We start from the raw sequence: 16,506 nt of genomic DNA on the forward strand, positions 1-16,506 counted from the left end.
GGAGAAGTGACGGCGAAGGGCGTGGGGGGATCTCAGAGGACGCGCAGGGTCCAGCTCCAGCGGTGGACGCCCGGTGCGACGAGGTAGGAGGGGAAGGTGTCGGGGCCGCACGAGGCCGTACCCAGGCCCCGGTGTGCGGCGTCGATGTGGACCACACAGCCGGCCCGCGGCACGAGTTCGTCGTGGTGCGTGACGGCGGTGAGATCCTCGGCGCGGTAGCGGGTGACGGAGACCTGGCGGGGCCCGTCCAGCTCGACCGCGAGTCCGGTGGCGTCCGGCGCCGACAGCGTGAACCGCCGCACGCCATGGCGGCCGCCGCTCTCCTGGGGCCGCAGATACGGGGTGAACAGCTCGTCCACGGGGACGGAGTGGTGGCCGACCGGGGCGCCGGCGGCACGGTCCGGGTACGACTCCCAGGGACCCTGACCGAACCACTCCAGCAGATCGAGCCCGGCCACCGTCTCGAAGACCGAGCCGACCCGGGCCACGTCGTCGAACTCCGCGGGCAGCTCGGCCGACTCCTCGACCCGGATGCCGCCCTCGACCGGGACGAACTCCTGCCGGTGCCGTACGACACCGACCGTACCGGCGTACTCGGCCACCACGGCCACACGGTCGCCGTCCCGGCGCATGGAGACCACCTTGCGCACCAGCTGGTCCAGGCCCCAGGCCCGCCAGCGCAGCGCGATCCCGCCCAGCTCGTCGTTGTCCGTGGGCGCCCGCCACAGCGACAGCGTCGGAGCGACGGTCAGCAGCGGGTGCCGCAGCAGACCCTCGCCGTCCACCTCGACGGCCGGTCCCACCGGCACCGGCTCCCCGGCGTCGGCCGCCGCCCGGATGCGGATCTGCGGCGCGCAGACCTCCGTACCGGCCGGCGCCCACGCCAGGTCCTCGGCGGTCCTCACCCGCAGCGTTAGCCACGCCTCGCCACCGTCCGCAGGCACATCGAAGGGCAGCGGTACGGCCGCGGTCTCACCGGGGCACAGCTCGGGCAGCTCGGCCGGCCCGGTCAGGGTACGGCCGTCGGCCAGCGCCAGCTCCCAGGTGGCCGTCAGCCAGTCGAAGCCCCGGAAGTGCTGGTGGTTGGCGAGCACGATGCCCTCGTGCCTGAAGCACCGGATGCGGACCGGCGCCGCGATCTCCCGGTGCTCGTACATCGCTGGCTTGGGCGTGCGGTCGGGGAAGACCATCCCGTCCGCGACGAACGCCCCGTCGTGCAGGGCCTCGCCGAAGTCGCCGCCGTACGCCCAGCGGTGGCCGGGCGCGGCGACACCGTTGTCGTACAGTCCGGCGCCCGCGCGCCCGACCGGTCTTCCATCGCTCACCCGCTGGAGAATTCCGTGGTCCCAGAACTCCCAGATGAACCCGCCCTGAAGACCCGGAGTGGACTCGATGGCAGCCCAGTGGTCGGCCAGCGTGCCGTTGCTGTTGCCCATGGCGTGCGAGTACTCGCACTGGATCAGCGGTTTCGTCTGCTCCCCGGACAGCGCGTGCGCCACACACTCCTCCAGCGGCGCGTACATCGGGCAGGCGATGTCGGAGGCCACGTCCGGGTCCGCCCAGCCGCGCTTGGCCGCCCCCTCGTACTGGATCGGCCGGGTCGGATCGTGCCGCCGCACCCAGCCCGCCGCCGCGTCGTGGTTCGCCCCGTAGTCGGACTCGTTGCCCAGCGACCAGACGATGACCGACGGGTGGTTCTTGTCGCGCAGCACCATGCGCGAGACCCGGTCCACGAAGGCGTTCAGATAGCGCGGGTCGTCGGCGATCTCGTGCGCGTGGTCATGGGACTCGATGTCGGCCTCGTCGACCACATAGAAGCCCAGCTCGTCGGCGAGGTCGTAGAGCGTGGGGTCGTTCGGATAGTGCGAGGTGCGGATCGCGTTGAAGCCGAACCGCTTCAGCAGCACCAGGTCCGCGCGCATGTCGTCGTACGACACCGTCCGCCCGGTGAGGGGGTGGAAGTCGTGCCGGTTCACGCCCCGGATGAACACCCGCTCGCCGTTGACGAGCAGGTCCCGGCCGGTGATCTCGACGTCCCGGAAGCCGATGCGACGGTACGACGAGTCGGCGACCGTGCCGTCCGCGCGGTGCAGCCTAACGGTCAGCCCGTACAGCTCGGGCTCCTCCGCGTTCCAGGTGCGCACCTCGGGCACGGTCGCGCGGATGCGGGCCTCGCCCAGGAAGTCGGAGACCCGGTCGTCCTCGGCGTTGAGCCGGTCGAACTCGGCGTCCTGCGCGAGGAGGAGTTCACCGTCCAGGTCGCCGGTGACATACCAACCGTCCGGCAGCGCACCGCCCTTGTCCCGTACGAGGCAGTCCACCCGCAGCTCGCCGTCCCGCCGCGCCCGCACGGTCACGTCCGCGAGATACAGCGGGTCCGTTGCATACAGCAGGACCGGGCGGGTGATCCCGCCGTGCCACCAGTGGTCCTGGTCCTCGATGTGCGAGGCGTCGGACCACTTGATCACGGTCAGCCGTACGACCGACCGCTCACCGGGGCGTACGACGTCGGTCAGGTCGAACTCGGCGGCCAGATGGGAGTCCTTGGAGATGCCGACGGGCCGTCCGTCCACATGGACGAGGAGCACGCTCTCGGCGGCGCCGACCTGGAGGACGATCCGGCGGCCGGTCCAGTCGGCGGGGATGTCCAGGGGCCGTTCGTGGACACCGGTGGGATTGGCGGCGGGCGACGACGGCGGGAACTCCGCGAACGGCATGCGGACGTTGGTGTACTGCGGACGGTCGTCCGTGTCCTGCGTCGTCCAGACGCCCGGGACGAAGGCGGTCGACCACATGGCGTCGACCGTCGCCGCGTCCGGAGCCGGCAGCAGCTGGAAGCGCCACTCGCCGTCCAGGGACAGGGCGCCCGGACGACGGTCGACGGCGTTCATCGGCAACCGCCCCCAGGACGTCACCTCGGGTGCCTCCCAGGGGCGGACGGCCACCAGCGGGTCCGTCACTTGATGGCTCCCTTGGCCAGGTCGCCGATGATCTGGCGGGCGCCGATCGCGAACACGATCAGCAGGGGGACGAGGGCGAGAAGCGCGCCGGTCATGACCATTCCGTAGTCGGTGGTGCCATGGGTGCCGTTGAGCTGGGACAGCGCCACCTGGAGGGTGACGTTGTCGGGGTTGGTGAGGGCGATCAGGGGCCAGGCGTAGTCGTTCCACTGGCCCATGAAGGTGAAGATGCCGAGGAAGGCGAGGCCCGGCCGGACCACCGGGAGGGCCACGTGCCAGTACTGGCGGAGGAAGTTGGCGCCGTCGATGCGGGAGGCGTCGAGGAGCTCGTCGTGGATGGCGCCCTGCATGTACTGACGCATCCAGAAGATGCCGAACGCGTTGGCCGCCGCCGGCACGACCAGCGAGGTCATCGAACCGATCCAGCCCAGCTTCGCCATGATCACGAACTGCGGTATGGCCGACAGCTGGGCCGGCACCATGAAGATGACCATCAGCAGGGCGAACAGCACGTTCTTGCCGGGGAAGGCGAACTTGGCGAAGACGAAGGCCGCCAGCGAGTCGAAGAACAGGACCAGGAAGGTCACCGAACTCGCGACCAGCAGCGAGTTCCACATCGACCCGAAGAAGTCGATGTTGTCGAAGAGGCCGCGGGCGTTCTCCAGGAAGTGCGGACCCGGCAGCAGCTTCGGCGGGTAGGAGAAGATCTCCGACGACGTGTGCGTCGACATGATCACGGCCCAGTAGAACGGGAAGGCGGAGAGCAGCAGACCGATGACGAGTACGGCGTGCAGCGCGATGCCCCGGCTGCGCGTCCCCTTGATGGATGCCATGGTGTGCGGCCTCCCTAGTCTTCGCCCCGGCGCTGCACCAGGCGCCAGTTGATGATCGAGAAGATGATGACGACGAGGAAGATCCCCCACGCCACGGCGGCGCCGTAGCCGAAGTCGTTGTTGTCGAAGGTCTGCTGGAAGAAGTAGAGGACCATGGTCTGGCCGGCGTGGCCCGGGCCGCCCGCGAACGTCGAGTCGTTGGCGGTGGTCTGGAGCAGCACCTGTGGTTCGGAGAAGCTCTGCAGACCGGTGACGGTCGACACGACGAGCACGAACAGCAGCACCGGCCGCATCATCGGCAGCGTGATCCGGAAGAACGTCTGCACCGGCCCGGCGCCGTCCATGCGGGCCGCTTCGTACAGTTCACCGGGGATCGTCTGCAGTCCGGCGAGGAAGATGATCGCGTTGTAGCCGGTCCACTGCCAGGTCATCAGGGTGGCGATGGCGACCTTGATGCCCCACGGGGTGTTCAGCCAGGCCACCTGGTCGAGCCCGACCGCCTGCAGAAAGGCGTTCACCAGGCCGAAGTTGGTGGAGAACACGGAGCCGAAGATGATCGCGATCGCGACCACCGAGGTGACGTTCGGCAGGAAGTAGGCGAAGCGGTAGACGTTCTTGAAGCGGACCGCAGAGTTGAGCAGCACGGCCGTCACCATCGCCAGGAAGATCATGGGGAAGGTGGCGAGCGCCCAGATGACGATCGTGTTCCCGACCGCGGTCCAGAAGTCGGTGTCGCTCAGCAGATACCGGTACTGCGACAGGCCCGCCCACTCCATCGAACCGAGGCCGTCCCAGCGGTGCAGGGAGACGTAGAGCGAGAAGCCGACCGGGATCAGGCCGAAGCAGAGGAAGAGGAGGTAGAAGGGGGAGATCGCGGCGTAGAGGTGCCAGTACTTGCGGAATCCGGTACGGGGACCGGCCGTGGTGGTCCGTTCCACGGTCGTCGTGGGCTTCTCCAGTGCGGTGGCCATCAGTAGCTCACCCCCAGGTGCTTGGCGATGCGCCGGCACTTGCTCATGGCGTCCTTCCAGGCCTGCTCGGGGTTCTTGCCGAGGACGCCGACGTTCTTGATCTCGTCCTTGAGGGGCTGCGAGAGCGCCACGTCGAACGGGCTGTTGTAGGCGACCGCGATCTTCTGCGCGGCGGGCCCGAAGACGTCCATCGTGACCTGGCCGCCGAAGAACGGGTCGGGCGCGCGCAGGGTCTTCATGCCGTACGACGCGGGAGTGGACGGGAAGAGTCCCGCGTCGACGAAGCCCTGTGCCTGGTTGGTGGCGTTCAGCATCCAGGCGATGATCTGGAACGCCTGCTCGGGCTCGCGGCACTCCTTGGTGATCGACAGGAACGAACCGCCGTTGTTGGAGGGCCGTACCGGCATCTGGGCCACCCGCCATCTGCCCTTGGTCTTCGGTACGCCGGTCTTGATGTCGTTGGTGGCCCAGGAGGCGTTGAGCTGGCTGGGCAGCTTGCCGTCCTGGAGCGCGGAAAGCTGGTCCGGGGTGCCGCTGACCAGGTCCGAGACGATCCCCCGCTGCTTCGCCTCCACGGCCAGCGCCCAGGCGCGGCGGACGTGGTCCTGGTCGCCGATGAAGTGCCGGTCCTTGTCGACGTACCGCCGGCTGCCCTGCTGCACCACGTTCTCGAAGACCGCGTTGACGTCGGAGAGCAGACAGGTCCCCGGGAGCCGCTTCTTCAGCTGCTCGCCGGCGGCGAAGAACTTCTCCCAGGTGTTCAGCTCGGCGGAGACGTCGGCGGGTTCGTAGGGCAGTCCCGCCTTCTGGAAGACCTGGTACTGGTAGAAGTGCGCTACCGGGCCGCAGTCGATGGGGAAGCCGACCATCGTGCCGTCGTCGGCGATGCCCTGGTCCCACTTCCAGGACAGGTACTGGCTTCGGTACTTGTCCGCGCCCAGCGTGCGCAGGTCCACGAACTGGTTCGCGTTCGGGAGGTAGGACGCCATGTCCTCGCCCTTGAGGCCCGCGATGTCCGGGATGTGGGCCCGGCCGGTCATGGTGGTGAGCAGCTTCGACCGGTAGTAGCCGCCGATCTTGAGGGCCTGCAGATCGACGTTCGCGTCGTAGCGGGCCTTGGCGTTCTTGATGACCGTGTCACCGAGGCCGCCGTCCCAGTACCACAGGACCATGTTCCGGCCGGTGGAACCGGTCGGAACGGCACATCCGGATGCCAGGCCGCCGAGCGCCGTGGCGGCCGTACCGGCCAGGCCCGCGCGCAGCAGGCCCCTACGTGAGAGCCGCACAGCTCCCACCGCCTTTCGGGTCTTTCGGATCTGTTCGGGACTTTCGTATGGAGCGTGGGGGGCGTGGGGTCTCAGTACTGCCGTGCGGGGGGTGTGACGGGTGCGTGGCGGACGGGCGGGCCGGGGTCGGCCGGCAGCCGGTCCGTGAGGAAGCCGTAGGCGCGGCGCAGACCGGGGTCGGTGAGCGAGCGCCACCAGCGGTCGACGCCGTACCAGCCGGGGGCCGCCAGGGCCCCGCCGTGGTGGCCGACGGAGAGACCGGCGGCGAGGACGGCGAACCGCAGCCGTTCCACCAGCGGCCAGCCGGCGAGGGAGGCGGCGACGAAGCTCGCCCCGAAGACGTCCCCGGCGCCCGTCGCGTCGAGGACGTCCACGGAGAGGGCCGGGACCTCCGCGAACTCGCCGGTGATCTGGTCGACGGCCATTACGCCGTCCCCGCCACGGGTCACCACGGCCACCGGGACCAGTTCGGCGAGGGTGCCGAGGGCCGCGACGGCGCTGTCGGTGCGGGTGTAGGCCATCGCCTCGGTCTCGTTGGGGAGGAAGGCGTGGCACAGGGCGAGCTGGTCGAGGAGGTCGCGGGACCACTGCTGGGAGGGGTCCCAGCCGACGTCGGCGTAGATCCGGGTGCCGGTCGCGGCGGCCTTGGCGATCCACTCGCGGGGCTCGGCCTCGATGTGGACGAGGGCGGTGCGTGCCTCGGGCGGGTCGCCCATCAGCACGTCCTGCGAGTACGGCGGCTGCGAACCGTGGGTGACCAGGGCCCGGTCCTGACCGTGGGCGAGGGCGACGGTGACCGGGGTGGGCCAGCCGTCGGCGACCCGGGAGAGGGAGAGGTCGACGCCTTCCTGTCCGGCGAGGACCTCCTGGCAGTGGACGCCGTAGAAGTCGTCGCCGAAGACCGTGGCCAGGCAGGTGCGCAGGCCGAAGCGGGACGCGGCCACCGCGAGGTTGGCGATGCCGCCGGGGCCGCAGCCCATGCCGGCCGTCCAGATCTCCTCGCCCGGTGTGGGCGGCTTCCCGAGCCCCGTGAGGACGAGGTCGTAGAAGAGCAGCCCGGTCAGCAGCACATCGGGCATGTCGTCGTCCACACGCCACCCTCTCGTCAAAACACGTCAATTTCGATGACGGGAATCGTGCGCTGTCACGCGAGATTGGTCAATACATGAGCAGAACTGAGCATGGAAATGATTGAAGATGACGAGTAGTGTTCAGCGCGTGCTGGCAGAACGACGACACCAACTCATCCTGCGGGCCCTGCGCTCGGGTGGCCCCGCGGCCGTGACCGATCTCTCCGAGCAACTGGGTGTGAGCCCCGCCACCGTCCGGCGTGACCTGCTGAAACTGGAGGAGGAGGGGCTGCTGACGCGGGTCCACGGCGGTGCCGTCGCCGACGAGGGCGACCAGCCCTTCGCCGAGGTCGCCGAGGTACGGGTCGCGGAGAAGGACGCCATAGCGGCGCGCGCGGCGGCCCTGGTCGCGGACGGCCAGTCGGTCCTGCTGGACATCGGCACCACCGCCTACCGGCTGGCCCGCCAGCTGCACGGCCGCCGGCTCACCGTCATCACCAGCAACCTGGTGGTCTACGAGGAACTCGCCGACGACGAGGGCATCGAGCTGGTGCTGCTCGGCGGCATGGTCCGCCGTGAGTACCGCTCCCTGGTCGGCTTCCTCACCGAGGACAACCTGCGCCAGCTGCACGCCGACTGGCTCTTCCTCGGCACCAGCGGGGTGCGCCCCGGCGGCCAGGTGATGGACACGACGGTCGTGGAGGTACCGGTCAAGCGCGCGATGATCAAGGCGAGCGACAAGGTGGTACTGCTCGCCGATGCCGCCAAGTTCCCGGGTACGGGCATGGCGAAGGTCTGCGGTCCCGAGGACCTGGACATGGTGGTGACCAACGCGCCGGTGGACGCGGCGACGCGGGCCTCCCTGGAGGAAGCCCGCGTCGAGGTGGTACTGGCAGGAAAGGCTCAAGCGTGAAACTGACGATTCTGGGCGGCGGCGGATTCCGGGTGCCGCTCGTGTACGGCGCGCTCCTGACGGACCGCGGCGAGGGGCGGGTCACCGAGGTCGTGCTGCACGATCTCGACGACAGCCGGCTCTCCGCGGTCGCCCGGGTACTGGGCGAGCAGGCGGCCGGCATCCCCGACGCCCCCACCGTGACCGCCACCACCGACCTCGACGAGGCCCTGCGCGGGGCCGACTTCGTCTTCTCCGCGATCCGCGTCGGCGGCCTGGCGGGCAGGGCCGACGACGAACGGGTGGCCCTCGCCGAGGGCGTCCTCGGCCAGGAGACGGTCGGGGCGGGCGGGATCGCCTACGGGCTGCGGACCGTCCCCGTCGCCGTCGACATCGCCCGCCGGGTGGCCCGTCTCGCCCCCGACGCCTGGGTCATCAACTTCACCAACCCCGCGGGGCTTGTCACCGAGGCCATGTCCCGCCACCTCGGCGACCGCGTCATCGGCATCTGTGACTCCCCGGTCGGCCTCGGCCGCCGTATCGCCCGGGTACTCGGCGCCAACCCGCGCGAGGCCTGGATCGACTACGTCGGCCTCAACCACCTCGGCTGGGTGCGCGGTCTGCGCGTCGCCGGCCGGGACGAACTCCCGCGTCTGCTCGCCGACCCGGACCTGCTCGGCTCCTTCGAGGAGGGCAAGCTCTTCGGCGTCGACTGGCTCCAGTCCCTCGGCGCGGTCCCCAACGAGTACCTGCACTACTACTACTTCAACCGCGAGGCCGTCCGCGCCTACCAGCAGGCCGAGAAGACCCGCGGCGCCTTCCTGCGCGACCAGCAGGCGCACTTCTACGAGGAGGTCCGGGACCCCGGTGCCAAGGCCCTGGCGGCCTGGGACCGCACCCGTGCCGAGCGCGAGGCGACCTACATGGCCGAGAACCGGGAGACCGCCGGCGCCGGCGAACGCGACGCCGACGACCTCTCCGGCGGCTACGAGAAGGTCGCCCTGGCGCTGATGCGGGCCATCGCCCGCGACGAGCGCGCCACCCTGATCCTCAACGTCCGCAACCGGAGCACCCTGTCGGTGCTCGACGGTGAGGCCGTCATCGAGGTGCCCTGCCTGGTCGACGCCAACGGCGCCCACCCGGTATCCGTCGACCCGCTGCCCGACCACGCCACCGGCCTGGTCTGCTCGGTCAAGGCCGTCGAGCGCGAGGTGCTCGCCGCAGCCGAGTCCGGCTCCCGTACGACGGCGGTGAAGGCGTTCGCCCTGCACCCGCTGGTCGACTCGGTGAACGTGGCCCGCCGGCTGGTCGAGGGGTACACCGAGGTCCACCCCGGCCTCGCGTATCTTAAGTAACCAGCCGCCTGGAAAGCGCTTTCCATCCCTCTTCTGGAGACTTCCATGCACGACGAACGCCGCCGGATCGAGGAGCGCGTAGAGCGCCTCCACAACCAGCGCATCAAGCCCGCGATCTACGCGGCCGCCGTTCCCTTCGAGGTGTCCGCCTGGCAGGCCCCGGGGGAGCCGGTGCCCTTCGAGGCGGCGGCGGCCGCCCCGTACGAGCCGTTCGCGATGGAAACCCCGTGGGGCCCGCCGTGGGGGACCACCTGGTTCCGGATGCGCGGTCAGGTGCCCGCCGAGTTCGCGGGCCGGCGCGTCGAGGCCGTCATCGACCTCGGCTTCGTGGGCGACTGGCCGGGCAACCAGGCCGAGGCCCTGGTCCATCTGACCGACGGGACCCCGCTGAAGGCGGTCAACCCGCTCAACCAGTACGTGGCGATCGCCAACCCGGCGGCGGGCGGCGAGGTGATCGACTACCTCGTCGAGGCCGCCTCCAACCCCGACATCCTGGCGAACGACTTCGCGGCGCCGACTCCGCTCGGCGACGTGCTGACGGCCGGCGACAAGCCGCTCTACACCTTCAAGCGGGCCGACATCGCCGTCCTCGACGAGGAGGTCTGGCACCTCGACCTGGACGTCCAGGTGCTGCGCGAGCTGATGCTGGAGCTGGGCGAGCACGACCCGCGCCGACACGAGATCATGCACGCCCTCGACCACGCGATGGACCTGCTCGACCTGGACGACATCCCGGGGTCGGCCGGCGAGGTCCGGGCCGCTCTGAAGCCGGCGCTGTCCAAGCCCGCGCACGCGAGTGCCCACCGCATCTCCGGCGTCGGTCACGCGCACATCGACTCGGCCTGGCTGTGGCCGATCCGCGAGACCAAGCGCAAGACCTCCCGCACCTTCTCCAACGTCACCTCGCTCGCCGACGAGTACGAGGAGTTCGTCTTCGCCTGCTCGCAGGCGCAGCAGTACGAGTGGGTGCGCGACAACTACCCGCAGGTCTGGGCCCGGATCCAGGAATCGGTCAAGAAGGGCCAGTGGGCGCCGGTCGGCGGCATGTGGGTGGAGTCCGACGGCAACCTGCCGGGAGGCGAGGCGGTCGCCCGCCAGTTCGTCCACGGCAAGCGGTTCTTCATGGAGCACTTCGGCGTCGAGACCAAGGGGGTGTGGCTGCCGGACTCCTTCGGCTACAACGCGGCCTACCCGCAGATCGCCAAGCTCGCCGGCAACGAGTGGTTCCTCACCCAGAAGATCTCCTGGAACCAGACCAACAAGTTCCCCCACCACACGTTCTGGTGGGAGGGCATCGACGGCACCCGCATCTTCACCCACTTCCCGCCCGTCGACACCTACAACGCCCGCTTCAGCGGCGAGGAGATGTCCCGCGCGGTCCGCAACTATGCCGAGAAGGGCGGCGCCACCCGCTCCCTGGCCCCCTTCGGCTGGGGCGACGGCGGTGGCGGCCCCACCCGCGAGATCATGGAGCGGGCGCGCCGCCTCAAGGACCTGGAGGGCTCCCCGAAGGTCGAGGTCGAGCACCCGGACGCCTTCTTCGCCAAGGCCCGCGCCGAGTACGAGGACGCGCCCGTCTGGGTCGGCGAGCTCTACCTGGAGCTGCACCGCGCCACCTACACCTCCCAGGCCCGCACCAAGCAGGGCAACCGGCGCAGCGAGCACAAGCTGCGCGAGGCGGAGCTGTGGGCCACCACGGCCGCGCTGCACGCGCCCGGCTACCGCTACCCGCACGACAAGCTCGACCGGCTCTGGAAGACGGTCCTGCTCCACCAGTTCCACGACATCCTGCCGGGCTCCTCGATCGCCTGGGTGCACCGCGAGGCGGAGGCCGAATACGCCCGCGTGGCAAAGGAGCTGGAGGCGCTGACCGCCGAGGCGATCACCGCGCTGGGCGGCGGCCCGGCCCGGGTCTTCAACACCAGCCCCTACGACCGTGCGGAGGTCGTCCGCGACGGCGCGGGCACGCCGGTGTACGTGGAGGTGCCGGCGAGCGGCAGCGCGCCGCTGACGGGTGACATCGAGGCTCCGCAGCCGGTGACCGTCGCCGGCCGGGTGATCGACAACGGCCTGGTGCGCGTGGAGATCGCCCAGGACGGCACGCTGTCGTCCGTCTACGACCTCCGGGCGAACCGCGAGGTCCTCGCGGGCCAGGGCAACCTGCTCCGCCTGCACACCGACCTCCCCAACTACTGGGACGCCTGGGACGTCGACAAGCACTACAAGAACCGCTACACGGACCTGCTGGACCCTTCGGAGATCACGGTCGTCGACGAGGACCCGCTGCTCGGTGCCATCCGAGTCACCCGCGCCTTCGGCAACGGCTCGAAGATCACCCAGACGATCACCGTCCGCGCGGGCAGCCCCCGGATCGACTTCGAGACGGACATCGACTGGCACGAGGCAGAGAAGTTCCTCAAGGCCGGGTTCCCGGTGGACATCCGCGCCCCGCACTCCTCCGCGGAGATCCAGTTCGGTCATGTCCAGCGGCCCACGCACACCAACACCACCTGGGAGGCGGCCCGGTTCGAGGTCTCCGGCCACCGTTGGGTGCACCTCGCCGAGCCCGGCTACGGCGTCGCCGTCATCAACGACTCGACGTACGGCCACGACGTCTCCCGCACGGTCCGTGAGGACGGCGGTACGACCACCACGGTCCGGCTCTCCCTGGTCCGCGCCCCGCGCGTCCCGGACCCCGGCGCCGACCAGGGCCGCCACCGCTTCACCTACTCCCTCCTCCCCGGTGCGAGCATCGAGGACGCGGTCGCCGCGGGCTACGCCCTCAACCTGCCGCTCCGGGTGGCCGATTCGGCGGGCGAGCCGCAGCCGGTCGCCTCCGTCTCCGGCGAGGGCGTGACGATCGAGGCGGTCAAGCTCGCCGACGACGCGTCCGGCGATGTCGTGGTCCGGCTCTACGAGTCCCGGGGCGGCCGCGCCCAGGGCGTCCTGCGCACCGGCTTCCCGCTCGCGGGCGCCCAGGTGACCGACCTCCTGGAACGCCCCCTCGAGGACGCCTCCGCCGACGGCGACACCGTCTCCGTGGAGCTGCGCCCCTTCCAGATCCTCACCCTCCGGCTGCGGAGGGGCTGACCGCATGGCCATACAACCCTGGTTCACCGATGCCAAGTTGGGGATATTTGTGCACTGGGGCATCTACGCCGTCGACGGGGTCCAGGAGTCCTGGTCCTTCTACGACGACATCGTGCCGCACGAGCAGTACATGTCCCAGCTGGACCGCTTCACCGGCGCCCACTACGACCCTCGCGTGTGGGCGGACCTGTTCGCCCGCGCCGGCGCCCGGTACGCCGTACTGACGAGCCGACACCATGACGGTGTCGCCCTGTGGGACACCGCGTACGGCGACCTCAACCTCGGCAAGGACTACGTCGGCCCCTACGCCGAGGCCCTGCGGGAGAAGGGCCTCAAGGTCGGCCTCTACTACTCCCACTCCGACTGGAACCACCCCGACTACGCCTCCACACGCAAGCCGGGCCGCCCGCCGGAGCTGGCCGACAACCGCTACTCCGAAGTCGCGGCCGAGCACGAGGACCTGGCCGCCTGGGAACGGTTCATCGCCTACCGGGACGGCCAGATATCGGAGTTGGCCTCCCGCTTCCGCCCCGACCTTATGTGGTTCGACGGGGAGTGGGACCGCAGCGAGGAGCAGTGGCGGATCCCCGAACTGGCCGCGCTCGTCCGGTCGTACGTCCCGCATGTCGTCTTCAACGCGCGCATGCTCAGCGAGGGCGACTACGCGACGCCCGAGCAGGGTGCCCCCGTCGTGCCGCCGGACGGCCCCTGGGAACTGTGCCTGACGATCAACGACTCGTGGGGCTACCAGCACCACGACCACAACCACAAGTCGCTCGCCCAGCTGATCCGCTACTTCACCGAGACCATCGGGGGCGGCGGCAATCTGCTGCTCGACGTCGGCCCGATGGAGGACGGCACCATCCCGCAGCCACAGGTGGAGCGCCTAGAGGGGCTGGGGGAGTGGATCCGCAGGCACGCGGAGGCGGTGTACGGCACCGGTCGCGGCCTGCCGGCCGGGCACCACTACGGGCCCAGCACCCTCTCCGCCGACCGGCGCACCCTCTATCTCACCCTGTTCGACGCCCCGCGCGCCGAGATCGGCGTCCGGGGCCTGGTGACCGGGGTGCGCAGGGTGAGCGTGCTCGGCAGCGGGGCGGAGCTGGGCCACCGGGTGGTCGGCGGGCTGCACGAGGCGGTCGGCGTGCTGTGGATCGATCCGCCGACGGCGGCCGACCTCGACCCGTACGCCACCGTCCTCGCCGTCGAACTGGACGGGGAGCTGGAGCTGTACCGGGGTTCCGGCCGGTTCTGATCCGGTTTGAAGTCGAAAGTCGGGAATTCTCATATGAAGAATTAAGAGAACGGTAAGTTGGCAGGTCACGGCGGCTTTTCGGGCCGCCGTGAACCCTTTCGTTCGCCTCTTGGACATCTTGAGTTCGCCTGCCACCCCTGGGATGCGGAACGGCAGGGACGAGAGAAAGGCATCACCGTGCGAGACCCGCGAATGTCAGCGATCGCCAAGGGGCTCAAGCGCCGGGGACGGCTCATGGCGCAGGCGGTGAGTCCCCCGCGCAAGACCCTGGACGCGATCCCGACGCAGCGCGCCCTCGATCCGCGGACCTCCGACGGGTATGTGGCCCCGCTCGCCCCGCGCCTGGTGAAGTCCCCGGTCTTCGTCCTCTCCTCGGTGCGCTCCGGGTCCACGCTGCTGCGGGTCCTGCTGAACAGCCACAGCCGCATCCGCGCCCCGCACGAGATGCATCTGCGTACCGTCCACGTCCGTATGTCCAGGGAGTTCACCGCGGACGCCATGAAGGAGCTGGACCTCGACCGCGAGGAACTGGAGCACGTCCTGTGGGACCGGGTGCTGCACCTGGAGCTCAGCCGCAGCGGCAAGGACGTCATCATCGACAAGACTCCGCCGAACACCCTTATCTGGCCTCGGCTGCACCGATGTTGGCCCGAGGCCCGGTTCGTCCTGCTGCTGCGCCACCCCGGCGCCGTCATCCAGTCCCTGACCAGCCGCCGCGCCGACCCCGACCACGAGGCGATCCGCGCCGAGGTCCTGAGCTACGCCGCGAAGCTCGAAGAGGCCCGCCAGAAGCTCACCGGCGCCCATGTGATCACGTACGAGGACCTCACCGCCGAACCGGAGCGGGTCACCCGCGACCTGTGCGCGTACCTCGGCGTCCCGTGGGAGAGCGGCATGCTCGACTACGGCAAGAAGGACCACGGCACCTTCAAGCCGAAGCTCGGCGACTGGAGCCAGGAGATCAAGTCCGGCCGTATCCAGGCCGCCCGCAAGGCCGACCCCACCGCCGAACTCCCGCCCCGGCTCGCCGAGATAGCGAAGGCGTGGGGGTACCCGGTCTAGGCACCCCCACGCCACCGCTGCCGATGCTCAGCCGGTGAAGCCGGCCGTGATCGAGGTGAACTGCCAGTTGTTCTGGCTGATCCCGGAGCAGTTGCTCACCACGCCGCCGCCCGCGCAGCCGCGGTCCCGGTTGACCGACCAGAACGCGAGCCGGGCGATGTGGTGCGAGTTCGCCCAGTCACGGATCTGCGTCCAGATCGCCGGCGTCGTGGTCTCCTGCTGGTCCGACAGACCGTTCATGCCGGAGATCCCGATGTGCGCGTAGGCGGTCGCGTCGTCCCACCCGAACGTGGACTTCAGCTTGGCCTTCAGGCCCTCGGCCGCGGCCACGGTGTTGCCGTACATGTCGGCGCCGCCACCGAAGTCGAACGGCATGATCGTGAAGACGTCGATGCCGGCGCCGAGCGACTGCGCCTGCTCGATGAGCCGGTTGCCGTAGTACGTCGGCCCGGTGGTGGACGTCCCGAAGGTGACGATCGTCTTCAGGCCGGGGTTGTTGGCCTTGACCGTCTTCAGTGCGGTCAGGATCTTCGCCTGCACGGCCTCGTTCTCGAACTCGTCCGTGTTCTCGATGTCCATGTCGACGGCCTTGAGACCGTAGGCGTCGATCACCTTCTGGATCGCCCCGGCCAGCGCGCTCGCGGACGAGCAGTTGGCGCCGAGCTTGCTGCCCTGCCAGCCGCCGAACGACGGCACGATGTCACCGCCGGCCGCCCGGATCTGGTTGATCGCGCTCTGGTCGGCGCCGCCGGTCAGCGCCCGGCTGCCGTCCCAGGCCGGGGTGCAGCCGCCCGAGTCCAGCACGAAGGCCATCGTGAACCACTTGACGCCGGTGGCGCTCATCACCGTGGACGGGCTCGGGGGATCGCCCCAGCCCTCGTAAAGATACGGCGCGGCCTGCTTGAACCCGGTCCCGCCGCCGCTGCCCGCGTCGGTCGTGACACTCACGGAGTTGGACGCGGCCGAGACGTTCCCCGCCGCGTCACGGGCCTTCACGCTGAAGGTGTACGACGTGCTGGGCGAGAGCCCGCTCACCGTGGCGCTCGTCCCGGAGACGCTCAGCACCTGGCTCGACCCGCTGTAGATGTCGTACGCCGTCACCCCGACGTTGTCCGTCGCGGCCGACCAGGACAGCGACACGCTGGACGAGGTCTTGCCGGTGGAGGTGAGGCCGCCGGGCGCGGTGGGCGCCTGGGTGTCGGAGCTGCCGCCGGGCCCGTCGAGGCTGATGTCGTCGGCGTAGTAGGTCCCCTGGGCGTACCAGCCATGGACATAGATCTGGGCGCTGGTCTGCGTGGCCCCGGTGGTGAAGGAGACGCTCAGCTGGCTGTACTGGGACGGCGAGGTCGTCCAGGTGGAGGCGCCGCCGGTCACCCCGAGATAGACGTACGAGCCGCGGACCCAGCCGCTGAGCGAGTACGTGGTGTTGGGCTGCACGGCGACGGTCTGTGTGCACTGGGCGTTGTCACTGGAACTCACGGCCCCCGCGAGGGCCTTGGATCCGCCGTGCACGGGGGAGGAGACGACCGAGCCCAGGTTCCCGGTGCAGGACCAGGGCGAGAGGCTCCCCGACTCGAAGCCGGGGTTGGAGAGGATGTTGGCCGCCTGCGCGGTACCGGGAAGCGCGATGGCCCCGGCGAGCGCGAGGGCGGCGGACCCGAGCAGTGCGAGTATCCGACGTCTGGAACGTCTGAGCGAGTTGCGCACGCGATCTCCCTGCAGGAATGGGGGT

Annotated in this window: 11 protein-coding genes; 5 read left to right on the forward strand and 6 right to left on the reverse strand. The window is 69.9% G+C overall.

What is annotated here, in order from left to right; translation table 11 throughout:
- Positions 1 to 32: 32 nt before the first annotated feature.
- From ACZ7OO_RS23105 to ACZ7OO_RS23125, 5 genes are all read right to left on the reverse strand, one after another.
- Positions 33 to 2,960 carry a glycoside hydrolase family 2 TIM barrel-domain containing protein gene (locus ACZ7OO_RS23105; RefSeq protein WP_471507125.1) on the reverse strand — a complete coding sequence of 976 codons (2,928 nt, stop codon included), beginning with the start codon at positions 2,958 to 2,960 and terminating at the stop codon, positions 33 to 35.
- The gene (locus tag ACZ7OO_RS23110; RefSeq protein WP_471507127.1) at positions 2,957 to 3,793 is read right to left on the reverse strand and encodes a carbohydrate ABC transporter permease; all 837 of its coding nucleotides are present in this window, start codon (positions 3,791 to 3,793) and stop codon (positions 2,957 to 2,959) included. Before ACZ7OO_RS23110 ends, ACZ7OO_RS23105 begins: the two co-directional genes overlap by 4 nt.
- Before the next feature lie 14 nt (positions 3,794 to 3,807).
- Positions 3,808 to 4,764, reverse strand: coding sequence for a carbohydrate ABC transporter permease (locus ACZ7OO_RS23115; RefSeq protein ID WP_471507129.1), 957 nt, complete (start codon positions 4,762 to 4,764; stop codon positions 3,808 to 3,810).
- Positions 4,764 to 6,050: an extracellular solute-binding protein gene (locus ACZ7OO_RS23120; protein ID WP_471507131.1), complete on the reverse strand. Its 1,287-nt coding sequence runs from the start codon at positions 6,048 to 6,050 to the stop codon at positions 4,764 to 4,766. Before ACZ7OO_RS23120 ends, ACZ7OO_RS23115 begins: the two co-directional genes overlap by 1 nt.
- A gap of 71 nt (positions 6,051 to 6,121) precedes the next feature.
- Entirely contained in the window at positions 6,122 to 7,141 is a 1,020-nt protein-coding gene (locus ACZ7OO_RS23125) for a carbohydrate kinase family protein (RefSeq protein ID WP_471507133.1), read from the reverse strand.
- A gap of 127 nt (positions 7,142 to 7,268) precedes the next feature.
- Here ACZ7OO_RS23125 and ACZ7OO_RS23130 point away from each other — a divergent pair, with 127 nt between their 5' ends.
- The 5 genes from ACZ7OO_RS23130 (at position 7,269) to ACZ7OO_RS23150 (ending at position 14,774) form a co-directional block, all read left to right on the forward strand.
- A complete protein-coding gene (locus tag ACZ7OO_RS23130; protein ID WP_471507401.1) occupies positions 7,269 to 8,033 on the forward strand; it encodes a DeoR/GlpR family DNA-binding transcription regulator in 765 nt (254 codons plus the stop codon).
- On the forward strand, positions 8,030 to 9,367 hold the full coding sequence (locus tag ACZ7OO_RS23135; protein ID WP_471507135.1) for a 6-phospho-beta-glucosidase: 1,338 nt from the start codon (positions 8,030 to 8,032) through the stop codon (positions 9,365 to 9,367). Before ACZ7OO_RS23130 ends, ACZ7OO_RS23135 begins: the two co-directional genes overlap by 4 nt.
- Positions 9,368 to 9,412: 45 nt before the next feature.
- Entirely contained in the window at positions 9,413 to 12,457 is a 3,045-nt protein-coding gene (locus ACZ7OO_RS23140) for an alpha-mannosidase (RefSeq protein WP_471507137.1), read from the forward strand.
- Between the two features lie 4 nt (positions 12,458 to 12,461).
- Positions 12,462 to 13,712, forward strand: a complete 1,251-nt coding sequence (locus ACZ7OO_RS23145) for an alpha-L-fucosidase (RefSeq protein ID WP_471507139.1) — start codon at positions 12,462 to 12,464, stop codon at positions 13,710 to 13,712.
- Positions 13,713 to 13,904: 192 nt separating this feature from the next.
- Entirely contained in the window at positions 13,905 to 14,774 is an 870-nt protein-coding gene (locus ACZ7OO_RS23150) for a sulfotransferase family protein (RefSeq protein WP_471507141.1), read from the forward strand.
- A 27-nt stretch (positions 14,775 to 14,801) separates the two neighbouring features.
- Here ACZ7OO_RS23150 and ACZ7OO_RS23155 read toward each other — a convergent pair whose 3' ends face one another.
- The gene (locus ACZ7OO_RS23155) at positions 14,802 to 16,481 is read right to left on the reverse strand and encodes a carbohydrate binding domain-containing protein (RefSeq protein ID WP_471507143.1); all 1,680 of its coding nucleotides are present in this window, start codon (positions 16,479 to 16,481) and stop codon (positions 14,802 to 14,804) included.
- Positions 16,482 to 16,506: the final 25 nt, after the last annotated feature.

It is taken from the genome of Streptomyces sp. NPDC111744 (assembly GCF_055634995.1).

What these genes read in the sequence shown, in the direction of transcription:
- ACZ7OO_RS23150 (WP_471507141.1), top strand. Translation starts at nt 13,905, where the DNA reads ATGTCAGCGATCGCCAAGGGGCTCAAGCGCCGGGGACGGCTCATGGCG.
- ACZ7OO_RS23115 (WP_471507129.1), bottom strand. Translation starts at nt 4,764, where the DNA reads ATGGCCACCGCACTGGAGAAGCCCACGACGACCGTGGAACGGACCACC.
- ACZ7OO_RS23110 (WP_471507127.1), bottom strand. Translation starts at nt 3,793, where the DNA reads ATGGCATCCATCAAGGGGACGCGCAGCCGGGGCATCGCGCTGCACGCC.
- ACZ7OO_RS23145 (WP_471507139.1), top strand. Translation starts at nt 12,462, where the DNA reads ATGGCCATACAACCCTGGTTCACCGATGCCAAGTTGGGGATATTTGTG.
- ACZ7OO_RS23140 (WP_471507137.1), top strand. Translation starts at nt 9,413, where the DNA reads ATGCACGACGAACGCCGCCGGATCGAGGAGCGCGTAGAGCGCCTCCAC.